18 protein-coding genes are annotated in these 20,650 nt (G+C 63.9%); 10 read left to right on the top strand and 8 right to left on the bottom strand.

Features of this window, described 5'->3' with window-relative positions:
- The first annotated feature begins 10 nt into the window (after window positions 1-10).
- From ABHM97_RS16905 to ABHM97_RS16895, 3 genes are read left to right on the top strand one after another with little or no spacing between them, the layout of a single operon-like run.
- A complete protein-coding gene (locus tag ABHM97_RS16905) occupies window positions 11-2,374 on the top strand; it encodes a lipopolysaccharide biosynthesis protein (protein WP_349471597.1) in 2,364 nt (787 codons plus the stop codon).
- Window positions 2,371-3,519: a glycosyltransferase family 4 protein gene (locus tag ABHM97_RS16900; protein ID WP_349471596.1), complete on the top strand. Its 1,149-nt coding sequence runs from the start codon at window positions 2,371-2,373 to the stop codon at window positions 3,517-3,519. The genes ABHM97_RS16905 and ABHM97_RS16900 overlap by 4 nt, the downstream gene beginning before the upstream one ends.
- A complete protein-coding gene (locus ABHM97_RS16895; protein ID WP_349471595.1) occupies window positions 3,520-4,329 on the top strand; it encodes a PIG-L deacetylase family protein in 810 nt (269 codons plus the stop codon).
- Here ABHM97_RS16895 and ABHM97_RS16890 read toward each other — a convergent pair.
- The 3 genes from ABHM97_RS16890 to ABHM97_RS16880 form a co-directional block, all read right to left on the bottom strand.
- Window positions 4,313-5,239, bottom strand: coding sequence for a GGDEF domain-containing protein (locus tag ABHM97_RS16890; RefSeq protein WP_349471594.1), 927 nt, complete (start codon window positions 5,237-5,239; stop codon window positions 4,313-4,315). The genes ABHM97_RS16895 and ABHM97_RS16890 overlap by 17 nt on opposite strands.
- Window positions 5,236-8,616, bottom strand: a complete 3,381-nt coding sequence (locus tag ABHM97_RS16885; RefSeq protein ID WP_349471593.1) for a hybrid sensor histidine kinase/response regulator — start codon at window positions 8,614-8,616, stop codon at window positions 5,236-5,238. Before ABHM97_RS16885 ends, ABHM97_RS16890 begins: the two co-directional genes overlap by 4 nt.
- Window positions 8,617-8,778: 162 nt before the next feature.
- Complete coding sequence (locus tag ABHM97_RS16880) at window positions 8,779-10,434, bottom strand: alkaline phosphatase D family protein (RefSeq protein ID WP_349471592.1); 1,656 nt, start codon at window positions 10,432-10,434, stop codon at window positions 8,779-8,781.
- 114 nt (window positions 10,435-10,548) lie between these two features.
- Here ABHM97_RS16880 and paaA point away from each other — a divergent pair, with 114 nt between their 5' ends.
- From paaA to ABHM97_RS16850, 6 genes are read left to right on the top strand one after another with little or no spacing between them, the layout of a single operon-like run.
- On the top strand, window positions 10,549-11,544 hold the full coding sequence (paaA, locus tag ABHM97_RS16875) for a 1,2-phenylacetyl-CoA epoxidase subunit PaaA (RefSeq protein WP_349471591.1): 996 nt from the start codon (window positions 10,549-10,551) through the stop codon (window positions 11,542-11,544).
- Window positions 11,544-11,921 (top strand): 1,2-phenylacetyl-CoA epoxidase subunit PaaB, encoded by a 378-nt coding sequence (gene paaB, locus ABHM97_RS16870; protein WP_349471590.1) that lies wholly within the window; start codon window positions 11,544-11,546, stop codon window positions 11,919-11,921. The genes paaA and paaB overlap by 1 nt, the downstream gene beginning before the upstream one ends.
- The gene (gene paaC / locus ABHM97_RS16865) at window positions 11,918-12,838 is read left to right on the top strand and encodes a 1,2-phenylacetyl-CoA epoxidase subunit PaaC (protein WP_349471589.1); all 921 of its coding nucleotides are present in this window, start codon (window positions 11,918-11,920) and stop codon (window positions 12,836-12,838) included. The genes paaB and paaC overlap by 4 nt, the downstream gene beginning before the upstream one ends.
- A gap of 5 nt (window positions 12,839-12,843) precedes the next feature.
- Window positions 12,844-13,389 (top strand): 1,2-phenylacetyl-CoA epoxidase subunit PaaD, encoded by a 546-nt coding sequence (gene paaD, locus ABHM97_RS16860; protein WP_502921304.1) that lies wholly within the window; start codon window positions 12,844-12,846, stop codon window positions 13,387-13,389.
- Between the two features lie 10 nt (window positions 13,390-13,399).
- Window positions 13,400-14,605: a 1,2-phenylacetyl-CoA epoxidase subunit PaaE gene (gene paaE / locus ABHM97_RS16855; protein ID WP_349471587.1), complete on the top strand. Its 1,206-nt coding sequence runs from the start codon at window positions 13,400-13,402 to the stop codon at window positions 14,603-14,605.
- A gap of 10 nt (window positions 14,606-14,615) precedes the next feature.
- The gene (locus ABHM97_RS16850; RefSeq protein ID WP_349471586.1) at window positions 14,616-15,395 is read left to right on the top strand and encodes an enoyl-CoA hydratase/isomerase family protein; all 780 of its coding nucleotides are present in this window, start codon (window positions 14,616-14,618) and stop codon (window positions 15,393-15,395) included.
- Here the strand turns inward: ABHM97_RS16850 and ABHM97_RS16845 are convergent.
- Window positions 15,385-16,974: a hypothetical protein gene (locus ABHM97_RS16845; RefSeq protein WP_349471585.1), complete on the bottom strand. Its 1,590-nt coding sequence runs from the start codon at window positions 16,972-16,974 to the stop codon at window positions 15,385-15,387. The two genes, ABHM97_RS16850 and ABHM97_RS16845, sit on opposite strands and share 11 nt — an antisense overlap.
- A gap of 127 nt (window positions 16,975-17,101) precedes the next feature.
- On the opposite strand from ABHM97_RS16845, the gene ABHM97_RS16840 reads away from it, so the two are divergent.
- Window positions 17,102-18,565: a protein adenylyltransferase SelO gene (locus ABHM97_RS16840; protein ID WP_349471584.1), complete on the top strand. Its 1,464-nt coding sequence runs from the start codon at window positions 17,102-17,104 to the stop codon at window positions 18,563-18,565.
- Between the two features lie 52 nt (window positions 18,566-18,617).
- Here the strand turns inward: ABHM97_RS16840 and ABHM97_RS16835 are convergent, their stop codons facing one another.
- The 4 genes from ABHM97_RS16835 to ABHM97_RS16820 form a co-directional block, all read right to left on the bottom strand.
- A complete protein-coding gene (locus ABHM97_RS16835) occupies window positions 18,618-18,797 on the bottom strand; it encodes a hypothetical protein (RefSeq protein ID WP_235517296.1) in 180 nt (59 codons plus the stop codon).
- A gap of 144 nt (window positions 18,798-18,941) precedes the next feature.
- Complete coding sequence (locus ABHM97_RS16830; protein ID WP_257371367.1) at window positions 18,942-19,358, bottom strand: MarR family winged helix-turn-helix transcriptional regulator; 417 nt, start codon at window positions 19,356-19,358, stop codon at window positions 18,942-18,944.
- 78 nt (window positions 19,359-19,436) lie between these two features.
- Window positions 19,437-19,964, bottom strand: coding sequence for a hypothetical protein (locus ABHM97_RS16825; protein ID WP_257371368.1), 528 nt, complete (start codon window positions 19,962-19,964; stop codon window positions 19,437-19,439).
- Between the two features lie 94 nt (window positions 19,965-20,058).
- Entirely contained in the window at window positions 20,059-20,640 is a 582-nt protein-coding gene (locus tag ABHM97_RS16820) for a DUF1349 domain-containing protein (protein ID WP_349471583.1), read from the bottom strand.
- Window positions 20,641-20,650: the final 10 nt, after the last annotated feature.

Raw genomic sequence — 20,650 nt, 5'->3', positions numbered from 1 at the left:
AGTCACTGGCGTGCCCACCAGGCCTAGGGCCGAACGCCGGGACAAAGCGCCCGCTGAGGACGTAAAGATCGCGGAGAACAGCGGCTTCCTTGCGGTCTCGGCGGGGATCGTGGGGGTGGTGAGCTATGCCTGCACCCTTGTCATGGCGAACATGCTGGGGACGGCGGATTACACACTGTTCGCCGCGGCCGCGATGATTCTGGGTGTGGTGGGAATCGTCGCCAATGCGCTGGTCCCGCTGCCCTTGTCGCATGTGGTCGCGGTCCATCCCGAAGGTTCCCGGGAACGGCAGGACGGAGTAGCTTTCTCGGTCTTCGTCTCCTTCCTGGCAGGCCTGCTGGCGGCAATCGTCACCGGGACAGTGACCCTGGCGCTGGCAACGCCTGCGCTGGCGGCCGCAGTGGCTTTGGCTGCCTTGGCAATCTTCATTGTCAATGCGCCCGCCGGATGGTTGCAGGGCGAGCTCCGCTTCAGGTGGTACGCAGCGTCCACCATAGGTGAGGTAGTCCTCAGGCTGCTCTTCAGCCTTCTGGTGATCGTGATGGCGTGGGGTGCCGGGGGAGCAGTCCTGGGCTTCGTCGTGGCGTGTTTCGCGCCCTTGGTGGTGCCACGGTCGTTCTACCGGGACCTCCGTTGGAGGCCACGAGTGCTCCTCGACAAATGGAGATGGGCCGAAACCAGCGATATCGCTTCCGTACTGTGCGTCGTGTCGGTGCTGGTGGGAGTCGATGTCGTGGTGGTGGGGTTCCTGGACAACGGCTCTGCCGCGGCTGCGGGGTTCCAGGCGCTGGCCACCATCGCCAAGGGTCCTGTCTACGTGGCGGCTGGAACGGCTTTGGTGGCATTTCCCCTGTTGCGCACCCCCGGCTCCAGGACAGAGGAGGTGCTGCGTGCATCTTTTGCCTCCTTCGGGCAGCTCGTGGTTGTCGCTTTCGCCATCATCGCCACGGCACCGCCCGTCATGGCGGGCATCATAGTTCCACCGAAATACCACGGTTCCCTCCAGCTGCTGCCGTGGCTTGCCGCCTCGGGCCTTGGCTATGCAGTCCTGATGGTCCTGTCCACCATCCTCCTGGCCATGCGTGCCTATCGCCGTTGCCAGTTGGGATTGGCATGTTCGTGCCTCCTGGTGGTGGGCGGACTATGGGCCGGATGGCAGTTGGATGCAGTCACCGGCCTGGCCGTGGGCTCAGCGGTGGGGGCGGTCCTGTCAGGGGTGGTTTTGGTGGTTTTGGCGTGGCCCGTGCTGACGGAAGCCCGCCCCGCGAAGGGTGCCGGACAGTTCATACTGCTGGCGGCCGGCCTGATCGTCGTCCTGGCAGTTGCTTCCTGGCTGCAGCCCCTGCTGTGGCTCGTCCTGGCCGGAATCAGCGGGGTCGCGGTCCTGGCACACCAACGAAACCTTTTGCCCCACAAGAACGACTTCAGGATGGCCCGGCGTCGTCCGGCCGGTGACCATACCGGTACCTCCGGTCGCCGCTCCACGGTGAAAACACGGCCCACGTGGGCTGCCCGGGCGCTCGCAGGCAACCTGACCGCATTTATCGTGGTGGTTGCCGCAGCGTTCGGGCTCACGTTCAGGTTTGGCGAGGGCATGGAAGCGGCGTTCCAATTTCGCTGGCTGGACGCTGTGATGGGCGCTGTGGGGGTGGGGCTGTGTTTCCTGGTAGCACGCAGGCTGTCGTCAACTGCTGCCGCGTGGCTGGCCGCCGTGGTGGTGATCGTCGAACCGTTGCTCTTGCGCATCGGAAACCCGACATTCCTTGAGGCGTCAGGGATGGTGGCGGCACTCGCGGCGCCTTTGCTCCTCACAGGTCCCGGGGCTGGTGTCCCGGCCGGGTGGCAGTCTTTCCTGAAGCCGGCGGGGGCCGGGGTCTTATTGGGCTATTGCGCCATCAGCCTGGACGTGTCCTTCATCTGGGTCGTGGCCCCCGTGATCGTAGCAACGGTGTGGAAGAGGACCCTTTCGTGGCGCCAGGCCGTGATGGTCACAGGTTTCGCGGTGGTGCTGTACGCGGATTACGTCATGGTGGCGGCCACCCACGGCTACGCCACAGGCCACGGGTTCCAAGGAGTGCCGCGGATTGCCAAAGCGGTGATCGGACTCAGCGGCACGGGGCACGCCCTGCTGGTGTGGTGCGCTTTGGCAGGCGTTGTTTTGTGTTTCAGCGGCCACGCTGGGCGGCGTCTCCTCGGATTGGGTGGCCTGGCGTTGGGGGCATCGGGCGCCTGGTCCGCACTGCTGGGAACGCTCACTGAACAGTTCGTGTACGCAGTTGCGGTGGCTGGTGCAATCTGCGGGGCAGTGATGGTGGTGGAGCTTGCTGCGCGGTTCTCCACGGCCAGCAAGGTCTACAGAACGGAAAGGCAATGATGAGGGTTCTGCATCTGGGTTTTGAGGACCCGCAAATGCCCGGCGCGGGTGGGGGTTCCGTCCGTACCCACGAGATCAACCGCCGCCTTGCAGCGCAAGGTTTCCACGTCACGGTGGTGACCACCCGTTACCCGGGCTGGCAGGAACGGGTCCAGGACGGTGTGCACTATGTACCCATCGGGTTCGGTTCGGGAAGGAACAGGCTGAGCCGCGTGGTGGCGTACGTGGCGCGCTTGCCTTTCGAGGTTCGTCGGCGGCGTGAAATGGCGGATTTGGTGGTGGAAGATTTCTTCGCCCCGTTCTCCACCATGGCCGCGCCGTTGTGGACGGGCCGCCCTACCGTGGGTGTGGTGCAGTGGTTGCATGCCGAGGATAAGGCGCGGCAGTACAAACTGCCTCTGCATTGGATGGAACGCCTGGGTGTCCGGAAGCACCGACGCCTGATCTCCGTTTCGCAAGGAATAGCGGATCGCCTGACAGGCATAAACCCGGACGTCCATGTGGACGTGATTGGTAACGGGGTTGACCCGGCCGCATGGATACCGGAGCCGCGCTTGGGCAAGGATGTTCTCTTCATCGGCCGCTTGGAGTATGGGCACAAGGGCCTGGACCTTCTCTTGGCAGCCTGGAGCCGGTGCTGCGACCATGTCGATGGCGATTTGCTGATTGCGGGTTCAGGCCCGGACGAAGCGCGGCTTCGGGAGGCCATCCGTGATGCGGGGCTCACCCACAGGGTAAGGATGCTCGGCTGGCTTAGTGGCGAGGAGAAGTTCCAGGCGCTCAGCAATGCCCGGCTGGTGGTGGTGCCTTCACGCCATGAGACGTTCGGCCTGGTGGCTATCGATGCGTTGGCCACCGGCACCCCTGTGATCACTTTCAACATCCCTTGCCTCCGTGAAATCGTGCCGCCCGGCGCGGGGTGGCTCGTGGAACCCTTCGATGTGGATGCCTTCGCGGAGGAAATCGCCATCAGATACGCCCAGCCGGGATTGGAACAGGCGGCCGCGCTCGGGCGGGAGTTCGCGACCGGCTACAACTGGGACGCCCTTGCCGCGAAGCAGGCCCAGTCCTACATCGACTCCTTGGCCGCGCTCAGTGACGCCCACACGGATCAGCGCAGACCCACCACCCATGAAAGGGCTTGAATGCCGTACCGAACCAGGATCGAACGTTCGCTGGAAGGCGACGCGCCATGGTTGTTCCTTTCACCCCATCTGGATGACGCGGTGTTGTCCTGCGGTGCGCTCATGGAGGCGCAAGCCCACGGCCGTCAGATCATCGTGGCAACGATTTTCACTGAGGCCGCGCATCGGCCCCATACCAGGGCAGCCCGTTCCTTCTTGCGCCAGTGCACCATCGGCGACGCTGCCCAACTGTACGCGGCCCGGCAAGCGGAGGACAGGGCCGTCCTGGAAGGAATGGGCATCCAGTCCATCCACCTGGGGGAGGTCGACGCCCTTTTCCGGCGCCGCCGCAAGCCCGTACGGCTGGGAAGCAGCGCCTGGGAAAGGCTCCTCCCCGAGTTCACCCACCGCTACCCCACGTACCGGTTCGATATCGCCATGGGCCGGATAGCGAGGGGTGACAGCTCGCTCATCCGGAACCTTCGCTCCGACGTCGCAGAGCTCCTGGTCCGCACCAAAGCCGAGTTGCTCTTTTGCCCTGCGGGAGTGGGCAAGCACGTGGACCATCTCATTACCCGTGAGCTCGGCGAAGGCCACCCGGGCAACCTGGTCCTGTATTCGGATTTTCCTTATGACCTGACCCAGCAACCGGACGAACCCCATATGCAGGGATTGGGCTTCGTGCCGTGGTCGTGGGAGCAGGGGCTGTCCGCGAAGCCGCCTCGAATCAGGGAGTACGCCACGCAAGCTGACGCACTCTTCCCCGACGGCGAAATCCCCGTGAAACCGGAAACGTACTTTGTTCCCGGTGTGATCAACGCTCAGCGGTGAGGGCGCTTGCCAGAGTTACACGGTTCCGGCCGGACGCCTTGGCCGCATACAGGGCGAGGTCAGCCTCGCGCAGGAGCTGCTCAGCGCCGGCCCGATGCCCTTCGTCGAAGGCAGCCACTCCGGCGCTGATGGTCAGGACACCGTCGGGGTCGCCCGAGTGCTCGATCTGTAAACCGTGCACGGCGGATCGGACCCGTTCCAGGATCACGGCGGCGGTTTCCTCTGACTGTTCCCCCAGCACCAGCAGGAATTCTTCGCCGCCAAAGCGGTAGACGCCGTCGGATTCCCGGACTTCGCGGGCCAAGGTGGCGGCGATGGCGACCAGGGCCGCATCGCCTGCTTGGTGCCCGTAGATGTCGTTGTAGCTCTTGAAGTTGTCCACGTCCACCATGGCGAGGCAGTAGTCCTTGGGCGTGTTGCCGGCCGGATTGTGCAGTTCACCGAGGTCTTCGGTCAGCTTGAGCCTGTTGTGCAGCTTGGTCAGGGGATCAGTCCGGGCCTGGTTGCTCAGGGCGGTCCGATACTTGGCCAGGTCGGAGTGCAAGGACGTGATCCGCTGCGCAGCAAGGAGCCGGATGTGCAGGTTGAAGGGGTCCAGGGGCTTGGTGACGTAATCGTCCGCCCCGGCTTCCATTCCCGCCAGCACGTCCTTCCGTGATCCATGCGAGGTCACCAGGATCACGTAGGTGTAGTTGTCATCCTCGGAGGAACGGATCGCCCTGCACAGATCAAGCCCGTTCATGCCGGGCATCATCAGGTCGGTGACTACCGCCTCCGGTGCGTGCGCCAGGTACAGCTCCCAGGCTGAGTCACCGTCCACGGCCACGAGGCATTCGTGGCCCGACTGTTCGACGGCGGCCTTGGTGATCATCCGGGAGATCTGGTCGTCGTCGGCGATCAGTACTTTCATGGAGCTCCCAAGAGTGTGCGCCCAAGGGCATCATTGACCTGGGCGAGTTCCGCCCTGAGTTCGACCAGAAGCCCTGGTCCGGTAGCAGCGATGTCAGGGCCGGCATCGCGCCCGAGCCGCTCCAGGTTCCTGCAAAGATCCGCTGCGCCAACCGCACCAATGTTTGCTGCTGCACCGGCGAGTTTGTGGGCGGCTGCCTCCACGGCAGCGGCTTGTCCGGCGTCTAGGCCGGATTGGAGCTTTTCCAGGGCGCCTTGCGCGTCCTCCCTGAATGCCTTGATCGCGTCGGGCAGCAGGCCCAGACCATCTTCGGGTCCGAGTTCGCGGAGGATCTGCAGCCGTTGCTCATCCAAAACAACAGCGTTCGACGGCGGTGCTGCCGCCGCCTGCAGGGGTTCGGCGTCCGGCACCCAGCGGCCGAGGACTTCCCGCAAGGTGTCCAGGTCTACGGGTTTGCTGACGTAGTCGTCCATGCCGGCGGCGAAGCAGCGTTCGCGGTCCTCATTCAGTGCCCCGGCGGTCATGGCGATGATGGGGATCCGGGAATCGTGGCCCATGCGTGAGCGGATGGCCTTGGTTGCGTCGAAGCCGTCCATGACGGGCATGTGGCAGTCCATGAGGACGGCGGCGTAGGCGCCGGTGAGCGCTGCTTCGACAGCTTGGGCGCCGTCTTCGACGATGTCAACGTCGTAGCCGAGCCTGTTGGCCATGCCGCGTGCCACGAGTTGGTTGACCTGGTTATCTTCTGCCACGAGGAGTCTGCCGGCCCGGTGTTCCTGGGACGGCGATGCCGCAGCTGCATTGGAGGGGGCGGCCGGGGAAGCTGCGCCCATTGTCCTGGTGGACATGACCCGCAGGATCCGGTTGTAGAACTCGGAGCTGCGCACGGGCTTGGTGAGGTATTCCCGGATCCCGGCCGCGACGAGGTCTTGCCTGTCCACCATCATGGTGGATGTCAGCAGGATGATGCCGGGGCCGCCGGAACCGTTGCTTTCATGGTTGATTTGCCGCGCGAGTTCCAGTCCATCGGTGTCCGGCATGCACATGTCCACCACGGCAATGTCGTAGGGTTCGGAGGCTGAGATGGCCGAGCGGTATTCGCGGATGGCGCTGGCGGCATCGGGCACGGCGACGGGCATCATTCCCCAACTGGCCAGCTGGGTTTCCAGCACGAGGCGGTTGGTGGCATTGTCGTCGACCACCAGTACCTTGCGGCCTGAGAGAGAGGCGGGCAGGGCAGCGGTGTCCGACGCCGGGGGCCCGATGGGCAGGTCCAGCACGAACCAGAATTTGCTGCCGTTTCCGGGCTCGCTGTCGAGGCCGATTTCCCCGCCCATGACCTCCGTGAGCCGGCGTGAGATGGCCAGGCCAAGGCCGGTACCACCGTAGCGTCGCGTGGTGGAGGCGTCCGCTTGGGCGAAGGATTGGAACAGTTTGTGGTGGTCTTCGGCGCTGATGCCTATTCCCGTATCCCGGACTTCGAAGCGGAGTGAGGCTTTGTCCTTGTCTTCGCTGAGGACCGAGACCTGGATTTCCACTTCACCGGCCGGGGTGAACTTCACCGCGTTGGAGGCGAGGTTTACCAGGATTTGCCGGATGCGTCCGGCGTCGCCCATGAGCCGTTCCGGAACGGCAGGGTGGCAGTAGGAGATGAGTTCCAGGTTCTTGGCCTGGGCGGCTTCTGCGACTAGTCCGGCCACTTCGTCCACCAAGGCCCGGGGGTCGAACGCATTGACGTCCAGGTCCACCTTTCCTGCCTCCAGTTTGGAGAAGTCCAGGATGTCGTTGATGAGGGTCAGGAGGACCTCGCCGGCGCTCTTCACGCCTTGGGCGTACTGCCGTTGTCCCTCGCTGAGGGGAGTGTCCATCATGAGGGACGTCAGTCCGATCACGGCGTTGAGGGGTGTCCTGATTTCGTGGCTCATGGTGGCCAGGAACTCTGATTTGAGGCGGCTGGCTTCCAGGGCGGCTTCGCGCGCTGCGAGCAGTTCGGCTTCGGCGGCACGGCGTTCGGTGATGTCCCGTGAAATGGTTGCGACGCCCCGGATGCCGGACTCGCTGCGGATGGGGGACAGGGTCACCGAGACGGGGATGGTGGTGCCGTCGCCGCGGAGGCGGAGGGATTCATAGTTGTGCACTTCGCCGCTTTGCGCGGTGTTTTCGAGGGTCATGCGCTCTGTGTCCACCAAGTGCCGTGGAACAAAGAAGTCGCCTTTCCGGCCCAGTGCTTCGGAGGCCGGGTAGCCGAAGATACGTTCGGCGCCGGGGTTCCAGCTGGTGATTACTCCGTCGGGGGTCTCGCCAATGATGGCATCGCCTGAGGAGTTGACGATCGCGCCGAGGCCTTCAAGTTCCGCCGTGCGCTGGGCTACCTTCGTTTCAAGGTCCCGGGTCAGGGTCACATTTTCGACGACGATCAGCACCTGCCGCACGATCACGAAGCCCACCACCACGAGGCCTGTGACCAACAGGATGGGGTCCTCGCCAATGGGGCGGCTGCGGGAGAAGAACACTGCGCTGAAGACGGGCAGGTAGGGGAGGAGTTCCAACGCCGCAGCGTAGATGCGGCCGTCCTTCCGCACGCTGGTGTTTTCGGGGAGGAGCGGGCTGAGTCCTACCAGAAGGAACGCGAGCACCCAGCCGATGGCCAGGGGGGATCCGGTGACACCCGTGATGCCTTCGAGGGTGAAGCGCATGTATGCCAGGTCGGTAATGGCCAGGATCCAGAACCCGAGTCCCATGCTCAGCCAAGGCAGCCTGCGACCGCGGGCGGCCCTCATGGTCAGGACGATTACCACTGACACCATCAGGACGTCGGCAATAGGGTAGGCCATCTGAGTCGCGCGGGCGAAGGCATCCGGGTCTTTGTCGGCCGCCAAAGGCCCCAGAACAGAACTCCATGCGATGAAGAAGGTGGAACTCGCTACGACGCCGGCGTCCAGAATGGTCCGGCGCAGGGGGAGCCGCAGCCCTTGGCTGCGGAGCAGCAGCACCAAGCCAACGGAAACAGGGAGCGCGTACCAAACAAAGCCGATGTCGGCGAGGGACGGGAAAGGATATTCGTGGTTGAGCGTGATGCCGTTGACGGTCCACACGGCCTGGCCGGCTGACCAGAGCGCCAGGCCGGCCACCACGAACCATTGGCCCAGGGTGTTGCCGCGCTTTTTGAGTACGGCGCGGGTGTGGGTGGTCAGCGCGGTGAGTACAGCGAGAAGGATGGCCAGATCGCCGGCGAGTTGCGCCGTCGTCGTGCCTGCTCCGCTGGCCAAACCGACAACCAGCAATGTCAAACACAAAGCGACGGGCACCAGAAAGAGTTGCCATCCCTGCCGCCCGAACGAGCGCTCCTGAAGAACCCCGTGCTTCACTCCTGCCACTGAACCCCTGCCTTCAAAAGTGGCCCCACCAAAAGCGAACAACGCGTCTTGCCTTTGCGCTGAGGAGAGCATACGCCGTACATGCCCAACCAGGCAGCAGGCGAGCGCATTTTGTACGCGCGGGCTGCTCCCTGGTTGGGCTGGCCGGCTCCGGGCAGGGAGTCAGCGCTGTGGCGTGAGGGCTTTCGAATACAGCACTGCGCCCAGGGCGTTGCGCAGGCTCACGGTGAAGACGCCGTCGTTGGCGATCTCGACGTGTCCGAAGTACTGGTTCTCGCCATCGCGCGGTGACTCGCCGGGGAATCGCCCGGCTTTGGAGAACACCACTTCGGGCCCGAACGTTCCGTCCATGTCGTTGGGACCGAACGAACCCGCATTGATGGGGCCGGCAACGAACTCCCAGAAGGGGTCGAAGTCGGTGAAGGATGCGCGTTCGGGGGAGTAGTGGTGCGCAGCGCAGTAGTGGACGTCAGCGGTGAGCCACACTGTGTTCTTTACGCCATGTTTCTTGAAGGCGCTCAGCACGCCGGCGATCTCCAGCTCGCGGCCCAGCGGCGCCCCGTTGTCACGGTTGGACAGGCTTTCCTGGTTCACGGCGCCGTCAGGGACGATGATGCCCAGCGGCAGGTCGGCCGCGATGACTTTCCATGTTGCCTTGGACTTGCGGACCTCCTTGATCAGCCAGTCCACCTGCTCCTGGCCCAGGATGTTGGTGGTGTACGGTTCCTTGCCGTCGGTGTTGGGGGACTTGAAGGTGCGCATGTCCAGGCAGAAGATGTCCAGCTGGGGGCCGCGCGAAATCCTGCGGTAGATGCGCGCGGGCTGGTATTGGCCGGCGTCCACCTTCCCGGGACGCCAGAGTGCAGCGGCGTCGGCGATCGGCATGTTCTCCTGCCATGCTTGGCGGCCCCTGGCGGCAAGGGTGTTGACGTTCCGTTCTGTGTAGCGGGCGTCGTCCAGGATTTGTCCGGGGTACCAGTTGTTGTGGGTTTCGTGGTCGTCCCATTGCGCGATGACCGGGACGTCGGCGAACATGGCGCGCATGTTGGCGTCCAGTGAGTTGTAGCGGTGCCGGCCCCGGAATTCCTTGAGGGTTTCGGCCACTTTGGACACTTCTTCGGTGACGATGTTCCGCCACACCTGGCCGTCTTTTTCGGTGACGGTGGCTGTGATGGGACCGTCGGCGTAGATGGTGTCGCCGGAGTGGATGAAGAAGTCCGGTTTGGTGGCGTGCATGGCTTTGTAGCCGCGCATGCCGCCGAGGTCTTCGTTGATGCCCCAGCCTTGGCCGGCGGTATCGCCGGTCCATACGAACGTTTGGGGGTACGACGACGGGCTGCCGCCTCCGCGGGCGGCTTCAGCGCCGCCGTCGTTCTTTCCGTTCGTTGCTCCGGGTGCCGTGCTGAACGTACCGCGGACCGCTTCGCCGGGCCCGTTCTCGTCTTCGAAAGTGAGCTCCACCGCGAACCGCGTACCCGAGGGAAGGCCGGTGGCTTGGATTTTGGCGGTGAAGTCGCTGGCGTCGGTGGCCAGCGGGCCCCTCAGGGTGCGGCTGAAGCCGTAGGGTCCGCGAAGTATTTCTCCTGCGCTGTCCACGGCCTTGAGGGTGGCTGTCATTCGGCCGGGGCCGGAGGCGCGGGACCAGAGGACGGCGGAGTCGGTGGTGACGTCGCCGGTGGCAATGCCGGTGGGGAGTGTGAGCCTTTTGCGGACCAGGGGGATGGCGGCGTAGGCCGGAGAGGTTCCGCTGGCGAGGCCCGCGAGCGTGAGGCCTGCAAGGGAGGTCTTGACCAGGGTGCGGCGTGTGAAGTCAGTCATGGTCCCACTGTGGCCAGTCCCAGTGAACGGCAGGTGAGTTGGAAGTGGACCTTGACTGAAAACACCCGCTCCGCATATTCTGAACGAACGGTCGGTAATTTATTAGGAGCAACCATGGCATCGCAGAATCTGCAGTCAGTGCCCGCTGAGCTGTCCCCGGAGGAGCAGGAGCGGGAGGCAGCCGGTCAGGCGTATTTTGATCGCATCATTTCGGAGGACTCGCGCATCGAGCCACGCGACTGGATGCCTGCGGCTTACCGCAAGACCCTGCTGCGCCAGATCTCGCAGCACGCGCACTCGGAAATCATCGGCATGCAGCCGGAAGCCAACTGGATCACCAGGGCACCGAGCCTGAAGCGCAAGTCCATCCTCATGGCCAAGGTCCAGGACGAGGCAGGCCACGGCCTGTACCTCTACTCCGCCGCTGAGACCCTGGGCCAGTCCCGGGACCAGATGATGGAAGACCTGATTGCCGGCAAGGCCCGCTACTCGTCCATCTTCAACTACCCCACGATTTCCTGGGCCGACATGGGAGCCATCGGATGGCTTGTAGATGGTGCCGCCATCTGCAACCAGGTGCCCCTTTGCCGCGCCTCGTACGGTCCTTACGGTCGCGCAATGGTGCGCATCTGCAAGGAAGAATCATTCCACCAGCGCCAAGGGTTCGAGATCCTGCTTGAACTCTCCAATGGCACGCCTGCGCAGAAGCAGATGGCCCAGGACGCAGTGAACCGCTGGTACGCGCCGTCGCTGATGATGTTCGGCCCGCCGGATGAGGATTCCCCCAACTCCAAGCAGTCCATGGCTTGGAACATCAAGCGCTTCAGCAATGACGAGCTGCGCAGCCGGTTCGTAGGCATGATGGTGGAACAGGTCCGGGTCCTCGGCCTGACGCTGCCTGACAAGGACATCCGTTTCAACGAAGAAACCAAAAAGTGGGAACACGGACCCCTGGACTGGAACGAGTTCAAGGAAGTCCTGGCCGGCCGCGGTCCCTGCAACTCGCAGCGCATCGAGCGCCGCCGTGAGGCACACGAAGACGGTGCCTGGGTTCGCGAAGCCGCTGTGGCGTACGCCCGCAAGCAAGCACAGAAAGAGAACGCAGCATAATGGCTCCCCACGGAAACCCCGAAGCACCTGCTAGCGCCGCCAGCGACATCAACCGCGAGGCTCCCAAGGTCGCGGCCACCACCGAGCAGCACCAGGAATCGCCGTGGTCGCTCTGGGAGGTCTTTGTGCGTTCCAGCCGTGGCCTGTCCCACGTCCACGCCGGCTCCTTGCACGCCCCGGACGCGGCCATGGCCCTCCGGAACGCGCGTGATCTCTACACCCGCCGCAACGAGGGCGTTTCCATCTGGGTTGTCCCGGCCGAGGCGATCTCCTCCAGCGATCCCGACTCCAAGGGTTCCTTCTTCGAGTCCCCGCAGGGCAAGGACTACCGGCACGCAACGTACTACACCAAGAGCGAAGGCGTGAAGCACCTGTGAGCACTCCAGAGACCACTGACTTCGTCATCGAGGGACACGGCGACATTTCCGTTGGTGTCCACGGAGCCGGCGCATCAGGTGACGGTTCGGCCAGCGCCACCCGCATTACCCCGGGCAACGCCCTGCGCCCCGAGGATATTGCCCTTGAGATCAAAAAGGGCCAGGTCAAGCCCAGCGAGGACGTCGCCCAGTACGCCCTCCGGATTGGCGACGACGGCCTGATCCTCGCCCAGCGTCTGGGGCACTGGATTTCCCGTGCCCCCGAGCTCGAGGAAGACATTGCCCTGGGGAACATCGCCTTGGACCAGTTGGGACACGCCCGCTCGTTCCTGACCTACGCAGGTGCTGCCTGGGGTAAGTCCGAGGACGACCTCGCCTACTTCCGCCGCGAGCACGAGTTCCGCTCGGCGCACCTCTTCGAGCAGCCCAACGGCGACTTCGCGGTCACCATCGCCCGCCAGTTCATCGTGAGCTACTACCATTTTGAGCTCTACTCGGCGCTCGCCGCATCGACCGATCCCACCCTTGCCGCCATCTCCGCCAAGGCCGTTAAGGAAGTGGATTACCACCGCGACCACAGCGCCCAGTGGGTGCTGCGACTGGCCGGTGGCACGGACGAGTCCCGGAAACGCATCATCCAGGGCTTCAAGCTGGTGTGGCCGTACGTGGACGAGATCTTCGAGGACGACGAGCTCACCACCCGTCTCGCCGAGGCCGGCGTCGCTGTCCAGCCGTCCAGCCTCCGGGCAGAATTCGACCGCCTGACCGGCGAAATCATGGCCGAAGCTGAGCTTGAGATCCCTGGCGTTCCGCAGTCCCTGGGCGGCGGCCGCCGCGGCAAGCACTCCGAATTCATGGGCTACATCCTTGCCGAGATGCAGGTCCTGGCCCGCGAACACCCCGGCGCGAGCTGGTGACCAAAATGTCAACGATGGAAAAGACTGAAGAGCAGCGGGCCTGGGACATCGCGTCCACGGTCTGCGATCCGGAAATCCCGGTCCTCACCATCGAGGACCTGGGAATCCTTCGCGGCGTTCAGGTCACCCCGACTGGCGTGACGGGAACGCACGACGGCGGCCCGGCGGGTACCGCCGTCGAGGTCACCATCACGCCCACGTACTCGGGCTGCCCCGCCATGGATGCCATTGGTGACGACCTGCGGAAGGCTTTCGAGCGGGAGGGCTACGCCAGCGTCCACGTGAACCTGGTGTTGTCCCCGGCGTGGACCACTGACTGGATGACCGAGTCCGGCAAAGCCAAGCTGGAGGAATACGGGATCGCCCCGCCCAGCGGCATGGCTGCTGCTGGCGGCCACTCCGGTCCAGTGCGCCTGAGCCTGGCGGTCAAGTGCCCGCAGTGCAACTCGTTGAACACCAAGGAACTCACCCGTTTTGGTTCCACGTCCTGCAAGGCGCTTTTCGTCTGCCAGGACTGCAAGGAGCCGTTCGACTACTTCAAAGTCCTCTAAGGAAGCAGCCATGACCACCGAAACACAGACGGCCAGCCGCCGTCGTGCGTCTTTCCACAACCTGACCGTCGCGGAGGTCCGGCGCCTCACGGACGATGCCATTGAGGTCACGTTCGGTGTACCCGCTGAGCTGGCGGGCCAGTATGACTACCTTCCTGGCCAATACGTCGCCCTGCGAACCACGCTGCCCGATGAAACCGGTGAGCCGCATGAGGTCCGCCGCAGCTACTCGATCTGCGCAGAGCCGCGCAGTTTCGAGGACGGCAGCAGCGAAATCCGGGTGGCCATCAAGAAGGACCTGGGTGGCATCTTCTCCACCTGGGCCAATGCCGAGCTGAAGGCAGGAGACGTCCTGGACGTCATGAGCCCGCAGGGTGCGTTCATTTCACGCCACGGGAAGGACGGCGCGGCCGTCCAGCACAACGTCATGAACTCCATGAACCACCCGGAGGAACTGGCGGGGGAGCCGGGGAACTTCGTGGCGATCGCCGCGGGCTCGGGCATCACCCCGGTGATCGCGATTGCACGCACGCTCCTGGCCGCCAATCCCGAAACAACGTTCGATCTTGTCTACGCCAACAAGGCCGCCATGGACGTCATGTTCCTGGAAGAGCTGGCGGACCTGAAGGACAAGTACCCGTCGCGCCTGGCGCTGCATCACGTCCTGTCCCGCGAGCAGCGCATCGCGCCGCTGATGACCGGCCGGATCGATTCCGAAAAACTGCAGGCCCTCCTTTCGTCCGCGATCCGCTCCGAAGATGTTGACGAGTGGTTCCTGTGCGGGCCGTTCGAACTGGTCCAGCTGTGCCGTGACACCCTCGCCGCCCGCGGCGTTGAGCCAGAGCACATCCGCTTTGAGCTGTTCACCACCGGCCGTCCGGACCGCCCCGAAGGTAACGCCGGCCGACCGGTGGTAGCTGACGAATCTCAGGACACGTACAAGATCACCTTCAAGCTCGATGGCCTGACCGGAGACGTCGCCAGCCCCACGCACGCGCGCGAGTCCATCCTCAACGCTGCCCTGCGGGTCCGCCCGGACGTTCCGTTCGCGTGTGCGGGCGGCGTGTGCGGTACGTGCCGCGCCAAGGTGGTCTCCGGCTCCGTGACCATGGATGAGAATTACGCCCTTGAACAGGACGAGTTGGACAAGGGCTACGTCCTGACCTGCCAGTCCCACCCCACCAGCGAAGAAGTTACCGTCGACTTCGACGTCTAAGGAGTCCCCATTGATCGAGCTCTCCATTGCCAACGGCATCGCCGAAATTGTCCTCAACATCCCGGAAAAGCTGAACTCGCTCAACGAGGACGCGCTTGCCGAACTGGAAAAGGCGTACGACGACGCCGCTGCCGCCGCCGCACGCGGTGAGGTGCGGGCGCTGCTGCTCCGTGGTGAGGGCCGGGCCTTCTGTGCCGGTCGCGATATCGCCGCGGTGACACCCGAATCCGATGATGCGCATGCGTACCTCGGCGGGTTGGTGGAACCGCTGCTGAAGAAAATGGCTGCGTTCCCTGCTCCCACCTTCGCGGCGGCCCATGGGGCGTGTTTGGGTGTCGGGCTGGGGCTCCTCTTGGCCACCGACGTCGTATATGTGGCGGAGAACGCGAAGTTCGGTTCACCCTTTGCCAAGCTTGGCGCCACCCTGGATTCCGGTGGGCACTGGTACTTCACGGAGCGTTTGGGCATGCACCGCACGCTGGACCTCATCTACACGGCTGACCTCATTTCAGGTGCCGAAGCCGTTGCCCAGGGAATGTTCAGCCGGGCGATGCCCGCCGATGTCCTGCTTGAGGAGACGCGGGCAATTGTCTCCCGCGTGGCCTCGGGCGCGACACAGGCCTTCACCGCCTCCAAGGAACTCGTGGCCCACATCCGCGACCAACGCCTGGGCCTCTGGGCGTCCATGGCGGAGGAAAACACCGAGCAGGCCCGTCTCTGCAAGACCGACGACTATGCCGAGGGTTTCAAGGCGTTCCAGGAGAAGCGGGCACCGGTTTTCAAGGGGTAGTGCCGCGGTTCCGCGTTCCGGCGTCGATCCCAGCGGTCTGCTGCAGCCTGTAGCCCGAGATCTTGGTTTCGAGGGAAACCACGGCCATCCCGTTGTCGGTGGTGTTGATGTCCTGGAGTGTTCCGATGGTCAGCGAGGGAGCGATTTTTCCAGTTCCGTTGCAGGGGAAGGACACCGTCGACCCCATGCCCGTGTCACCCCTGGGCATGTCTGCGTAAGGTCCGTTGGGCGGAAGGGCGTACTGGGTGCCTTTCAAGCAAAGGAAGACTTCCGAGGCGGCGACGTCTCGGGAGATTCCATTCCGGGTGTCCACAAGCTTGACGCCGCCGGGGGTTTCAGCCAGGACCGCATCCCCTCGGTTTGACGCTGGAACCAGAGGCTGGTTTTCGTACTCCACGTCGACCGCTTCGGTTTGCCATGCCGCCATCCCGGACAGCGGATCGTACCCCACCGCCTTGGCCTTGGCGTTGGCGAGTTTGCCCGAGGGGTACTCCATGGAACCCTGCGTGTATTCACACCGAACGGGAAGGCCGTCACCGCTGCCGTTCAGCTTGGAGCTGGCTGTGCCTACCAAGTTGGCGCACCAGACATGGGCTGACTTGGCCGTCCAAAGCACTTTGCCGGTGGAAGCTTGGAAGCCCACTGCCTGCTGGTCTGTGAGTTTTACGGAGAATTGCTTGTCCTTCAGCAGGTCGTAGTCATTCTCACCCGTGGGGTTAAGCCCGACCGATCCCACGTAAAGGTCCAGTTTCTCCGAGTACTGAAAATTCCAGCCCAGGTTAGTGGTAGCTCCGCGGCCAAACACCTCTTGGATATCTGCGGACCAGACTTTTTTGCCCTCGTGGACCCTGGCAATGGATTCTATTCCGTTCTCCACCACGGAATAGAGGCCCTCGCCAACCAAACGGTAGTTGCCCGAGAGTGGATTGAGGGTGTCCCCGGAGTCGTCCTGGGCCGTGGCAAGACTGACGCGGTGCTGCCGGGAAAGCTGTGCTTTGGGGTCAAATGCCGTGAAGCACATGTCCTTCTTGTTCTCACACGCGGTAGGGCGGGTTTCGATTAGCTGGGAGTCGCCTCGGTAGACGACCCTTCCGGTTTTGAGTTCCACGGCAACAGGGGTGGTCCACCATGCCATGCCGAAGTTCTCCGCGGGAGTGCCGGCCGGCATCAGGAAGACAGCGGCGGCACTGCCGGAGTCCGTTGTAGTGAGGGCCGGCTCCAGCGGAATACCGGGAGCTCCCAAACCTGGATGAACGGGGTTCGTCCAGAGCTGCCTGCCGTCCGCTGCGGAAAAGGCGTAAGCGGTGATGCCACCCGACGTCTTGCCATAGACCACAGCCACGCCGTCGGCTACCACCGGTTGGCCGATGGGGTCCAAGGGTACTTCCCATGCCGCGACGGTGGCATTGTTGCTGCGTTTCAGGAGTTCGGCGCTGGGCGGTGCCTTCGGGGCTGATGTCATTTTGGGCAGGGGAATGAGGGTGCACGATGCCAGGAAGATGACCACTGCCACTGCTGTGACGGCTAGCCCAACCGACTTGATAAGGGCGAACGGCCGTGAGGTGAGCGAAGAAGTCATGGTTCCCCCAAAAACACGAATGGTTCAGCACCTTCAGGGGGTTCAAAACCAGAAAAGGGCCAGCAAGGCGTGGCTCAGATAGAGAATACAGGGCCAGGTGCCCGCCAGTGCCGATTATCCTTAATTGATGAGTGACATCGCGCATTCCACCATTGCCTTCGAAGGCCATTTCGCCCGCGACTTCCCGGAGCTGGCCATTCCGTGGCGGGCGGAGGAAGCCCCGGATCCTCAGCTGTTGGCGCTTAACGGGCCACTCGCCGTCGAGCTTGGTTTTGATCCGGACTTCCTGCGGAGCCCGGAGGGCGTGCGGCTGCTGCTCGGCAACGCCGTCCCGGAGGACGCGACGCCGGTGGCCCAGGGCTACTCTGGGCACCAGTTCGGCTTTTACTCCCCGCGGCTGGGAGACGGCCGTGCCCTGCTGCTGGGCGAGGTGGTGGCCGCCGATGGGACGCTTCGCGACATCCATCTGAAGGGTTCGGGCCGGACGCCTTTCGCCCGCAATGGCGACGGCCGGGCCGTCATCGGACCCATGCTCCGCGAGTTCATCGTGAGCGAGTCGATGCATGCTTTGGGTATTCCCACCACCCGCTCCCTTGCCGTCGTCGCTACGGGCCGCCCGGTCCAGCGTGAGACGGTATTGCCCGGCGCGGTCCTGACCCGGGTGGCCAGCAGCCATCTGCGGGTGGGAAGTTTCCAGTACGCCCGGGCCTCCGATGACCTGGAGCTGCTGCGGCGGCTCGCCGACCATGCGATCGAACGGCACCACCCGGCGTCGTCCGAGGAGGACAACCGTTACCTTGGCCTCCTGAAAAACGTCATCTCCGTGCAAGCGGAATTGGTGGCCCAGTGGATGCTCGTGGGGTTCGTGCATGGGGTCATGAACACTGACAACATGACGATTTCCGGCGAAACCATTGACTACGGACCGTGTGCCTTCATGGATGGTTTCGATCCCGTGGCCGTGTACAGTTCCATCGATGAGATGGGCCGGTACGCCTACCGGAATCAGCCCGTGGTTGCGGAGTGGAACCTTGCACGTTTCGCCGAAGCAATTGCGCCGCTGATCCACGAGGACCAGGACCAAGCGGTAGCCATGGCCGTTGAGGCCCTGGGTGGGTTCCGGCAGCAGTACAGCGCGGCCTGGTTCAGCGGCATGAAGGCCAAGCTGGGGCTGCCTGAAGAGATTGACGACGGCGTTTCCTCGCCTTTGGTGGACGACGTGCTGAACCTGGTCCAGGAGGCGCGCGCGGATTACACGTCGTTCTTCCGCAGCCTGGGCAAGGCGGCCCGGGGGCAGGCGGAGCCAGCCAGGGGCATGGTGCTGGACTTGCCCGCCTTTGACGCGTGGCTGGTGCGGTGGCGGGCACTTGTGCCAGATGCGGACGCCATGGACGCGGTTAATCCGGTCTACATTCCCCGCAACCACGTGGTGGAGGAGGCACTCGCGGCCGCAACAGCGGGAGACATCGGACCGACGGAGGACTTGCTCGAGGCTTTGGCTTCTCCGTATGAGGAACGTCCCGGCCTGGAAAAATACGCCGCTCCCGCGCCTGACAGTTTCGGGCCGTACCGGACTTTCTGCGGAACGTAGGGGGAAGCGGCGCAGACCCGCTCGCTTCCCCTCACCTGGCAGGGATTGCCTGCTAGCCCCAGATGGCTTTGACCACCATGCCCGGGCCTGCCGCCAAGTGGCTGCCGGTGTGCCCGTCATCCAGGATGCACATGTCTTCCGAGCCTGGGGGGCCCGTCGAGACCAAGCACTCTGTGGCCCTGAAACTCAGGAGGTCTACGGGAAGGTTGTCGCCGATGCGAAGTTCACTCATGATGCCCTTTTCGTTGTCCGGGCGCGGTGTGAGGCTCCGCCCGGTAGCTGGAAATATGGATTTCCCTTGTCGCCGGACTTCATCAGCGAATAACTCCATACTGCCTTGGTCTACCGGGTTCCTCCAAGTGGGCCTTGTGAACCCCTAGTTGATTTTTGTGTCCCGAACGATGGCAATGAGTTCAGCCCGAAGGCTTTCGGAGTCCAGATCGATGCCTTCGAGTACGGTGTTTTCCTGCCCGTGGGACTTGTTCAGCAAGTCCAGTCCCAACTCGGTGATGGACACGAGTTGGCCGCGCCGGTCGAAACGGTTTACCTCGCGATGGATTAAACCCCGGGATTCCAGCCTGGTCAGCAGCGGACCCATGGTTTGGGCTTGCACACGGATGCTTTCGGCCAGCTTGCCCGGTGAGATGGGCCCAGAAGCCGCCAAGGCATCAAGCGTGAGTACCGTTGGATATGTCAGTCCCAAGGGGCGGAGCCGCTCGTTCCACCCAAGTTCCACGAGCCGCGCTGCGGTGGACAGCAACCGGCTTGTTGGCCAATAGTCCATGTCAGGCATTCGGGCCCCCAGCCTCATAAGAATAGTCAGCTTCCTTACTAAGACTACATCCCATGGGCTGGATGATGGATTGTGGGGTCAGGAGAGCTCGAATCCGGAGTGTCCCGTAGTGCGCTCAGCGCTGTGCACATGCAGGGCATGCCGCATCGCCTGGCGGTTTTCTTCGGCCGATTCAAGCTGGCCGGCGACGCGGTAGAGATCGGCGGCCCACTGGAATTCGTCGGCAGCGGAGCGGAAGCGGGCTTCATCAAAGAGCCTCCGACCGATGTGGTGGCGGACGTAGGCTTCCTCTTCCGGTGTCCGCGCTGTCCGGAGTGCCTTCTCATGGAGCACCGCGGCGTCGTGCCAGCGGTACTGGCGCTGCTTCACCTGGGCGAGGATCAGGAGGAGTTCCCGGCGGTCGGGTGAATCGGGGAGAAGCTTGAAGCCCTCGTCCAGGGCCTCGGTGTCCCGTCGGAGCAACGCCAGGTATCGAATGCGCTCCACTGGTGGACACTCGCCTGCCAGGGCCTCGTTCAGGGCGTCGCGGTTGATCACCACGTCGCGGAACGTCGCAGGGTCAGTTCGCCAAAGACTTGCAGTATCTTCCACCGTGATGCCCCCCATAGGACTGTAACGGAGCCAGCTCAGTTGCGGCCTGGGTCATCGGGCCGCAGAAGACTCCATAATCTCACGAACGGTCAGGCCCGCAAGTTCCGGATCAGTGAAGTTGGCTGTCCGGGGGAGTTCTCCGCCATGTGTGGAACGGGACCGTCAGCCCGTCCCGCGTCGGTGAGCAGGCGAATGGTCCGGCCAAGGCGGTCAGTGTCGGCTCCAGCGGCACAACCCGCACCAGTTGGAGTTCCCCGCCGTCAGCCGCGGCCCGGATGGTAAGGGCGTCGCCCGCGCGGCTGATGCGTATGCGTATACGTCCCCCGTTCCAGTCGGGAACGGGTGCCAAGGACCAGTCCGAGAAGCGGTCGGTGACAACCGCGCCCAGCTGCGCGGCGCCGTCGGCGTATTCCACGCCGGCCTTGATCCAGTGTTCCGGGCTGATCCGCACGAAGATGCCCGCCTGATCGAACTGCTGGGAAAACGCGGCCGTGAATTCGACCTCCATGGCACTGTCCTGCGGAAAGGGTGCCAGGAGGGCGTGTTCGGTGTCGTGGATGAAGCCATAGGACGTGATGCGCCAGGCGTCGCTGCCCTCAGCCGCGGTTACCAGAAGGTCCCCTTCCTGTTCGACGACGGCGGCTGGCTGGTTGGTCCACTCGCCGCGGCTCCATGGAATGTCGGTCATCACTGGTCTCCTC

Origin of the sequence: Paenarthrobacter sp. CAP02 (assembly GCF_040137855.1) — a bacterium.
Taxonomy (GTDB): domain Bacteria; phylum Actinomycetota; class Actinomycetes; order Actinomycetales; family Micrococcaceae; genus Arthrobacter.
Note: the sequence above shows the minus strand (reverse complement) of the source record. Positions and strands in the feature narration are given on the sequence as shown.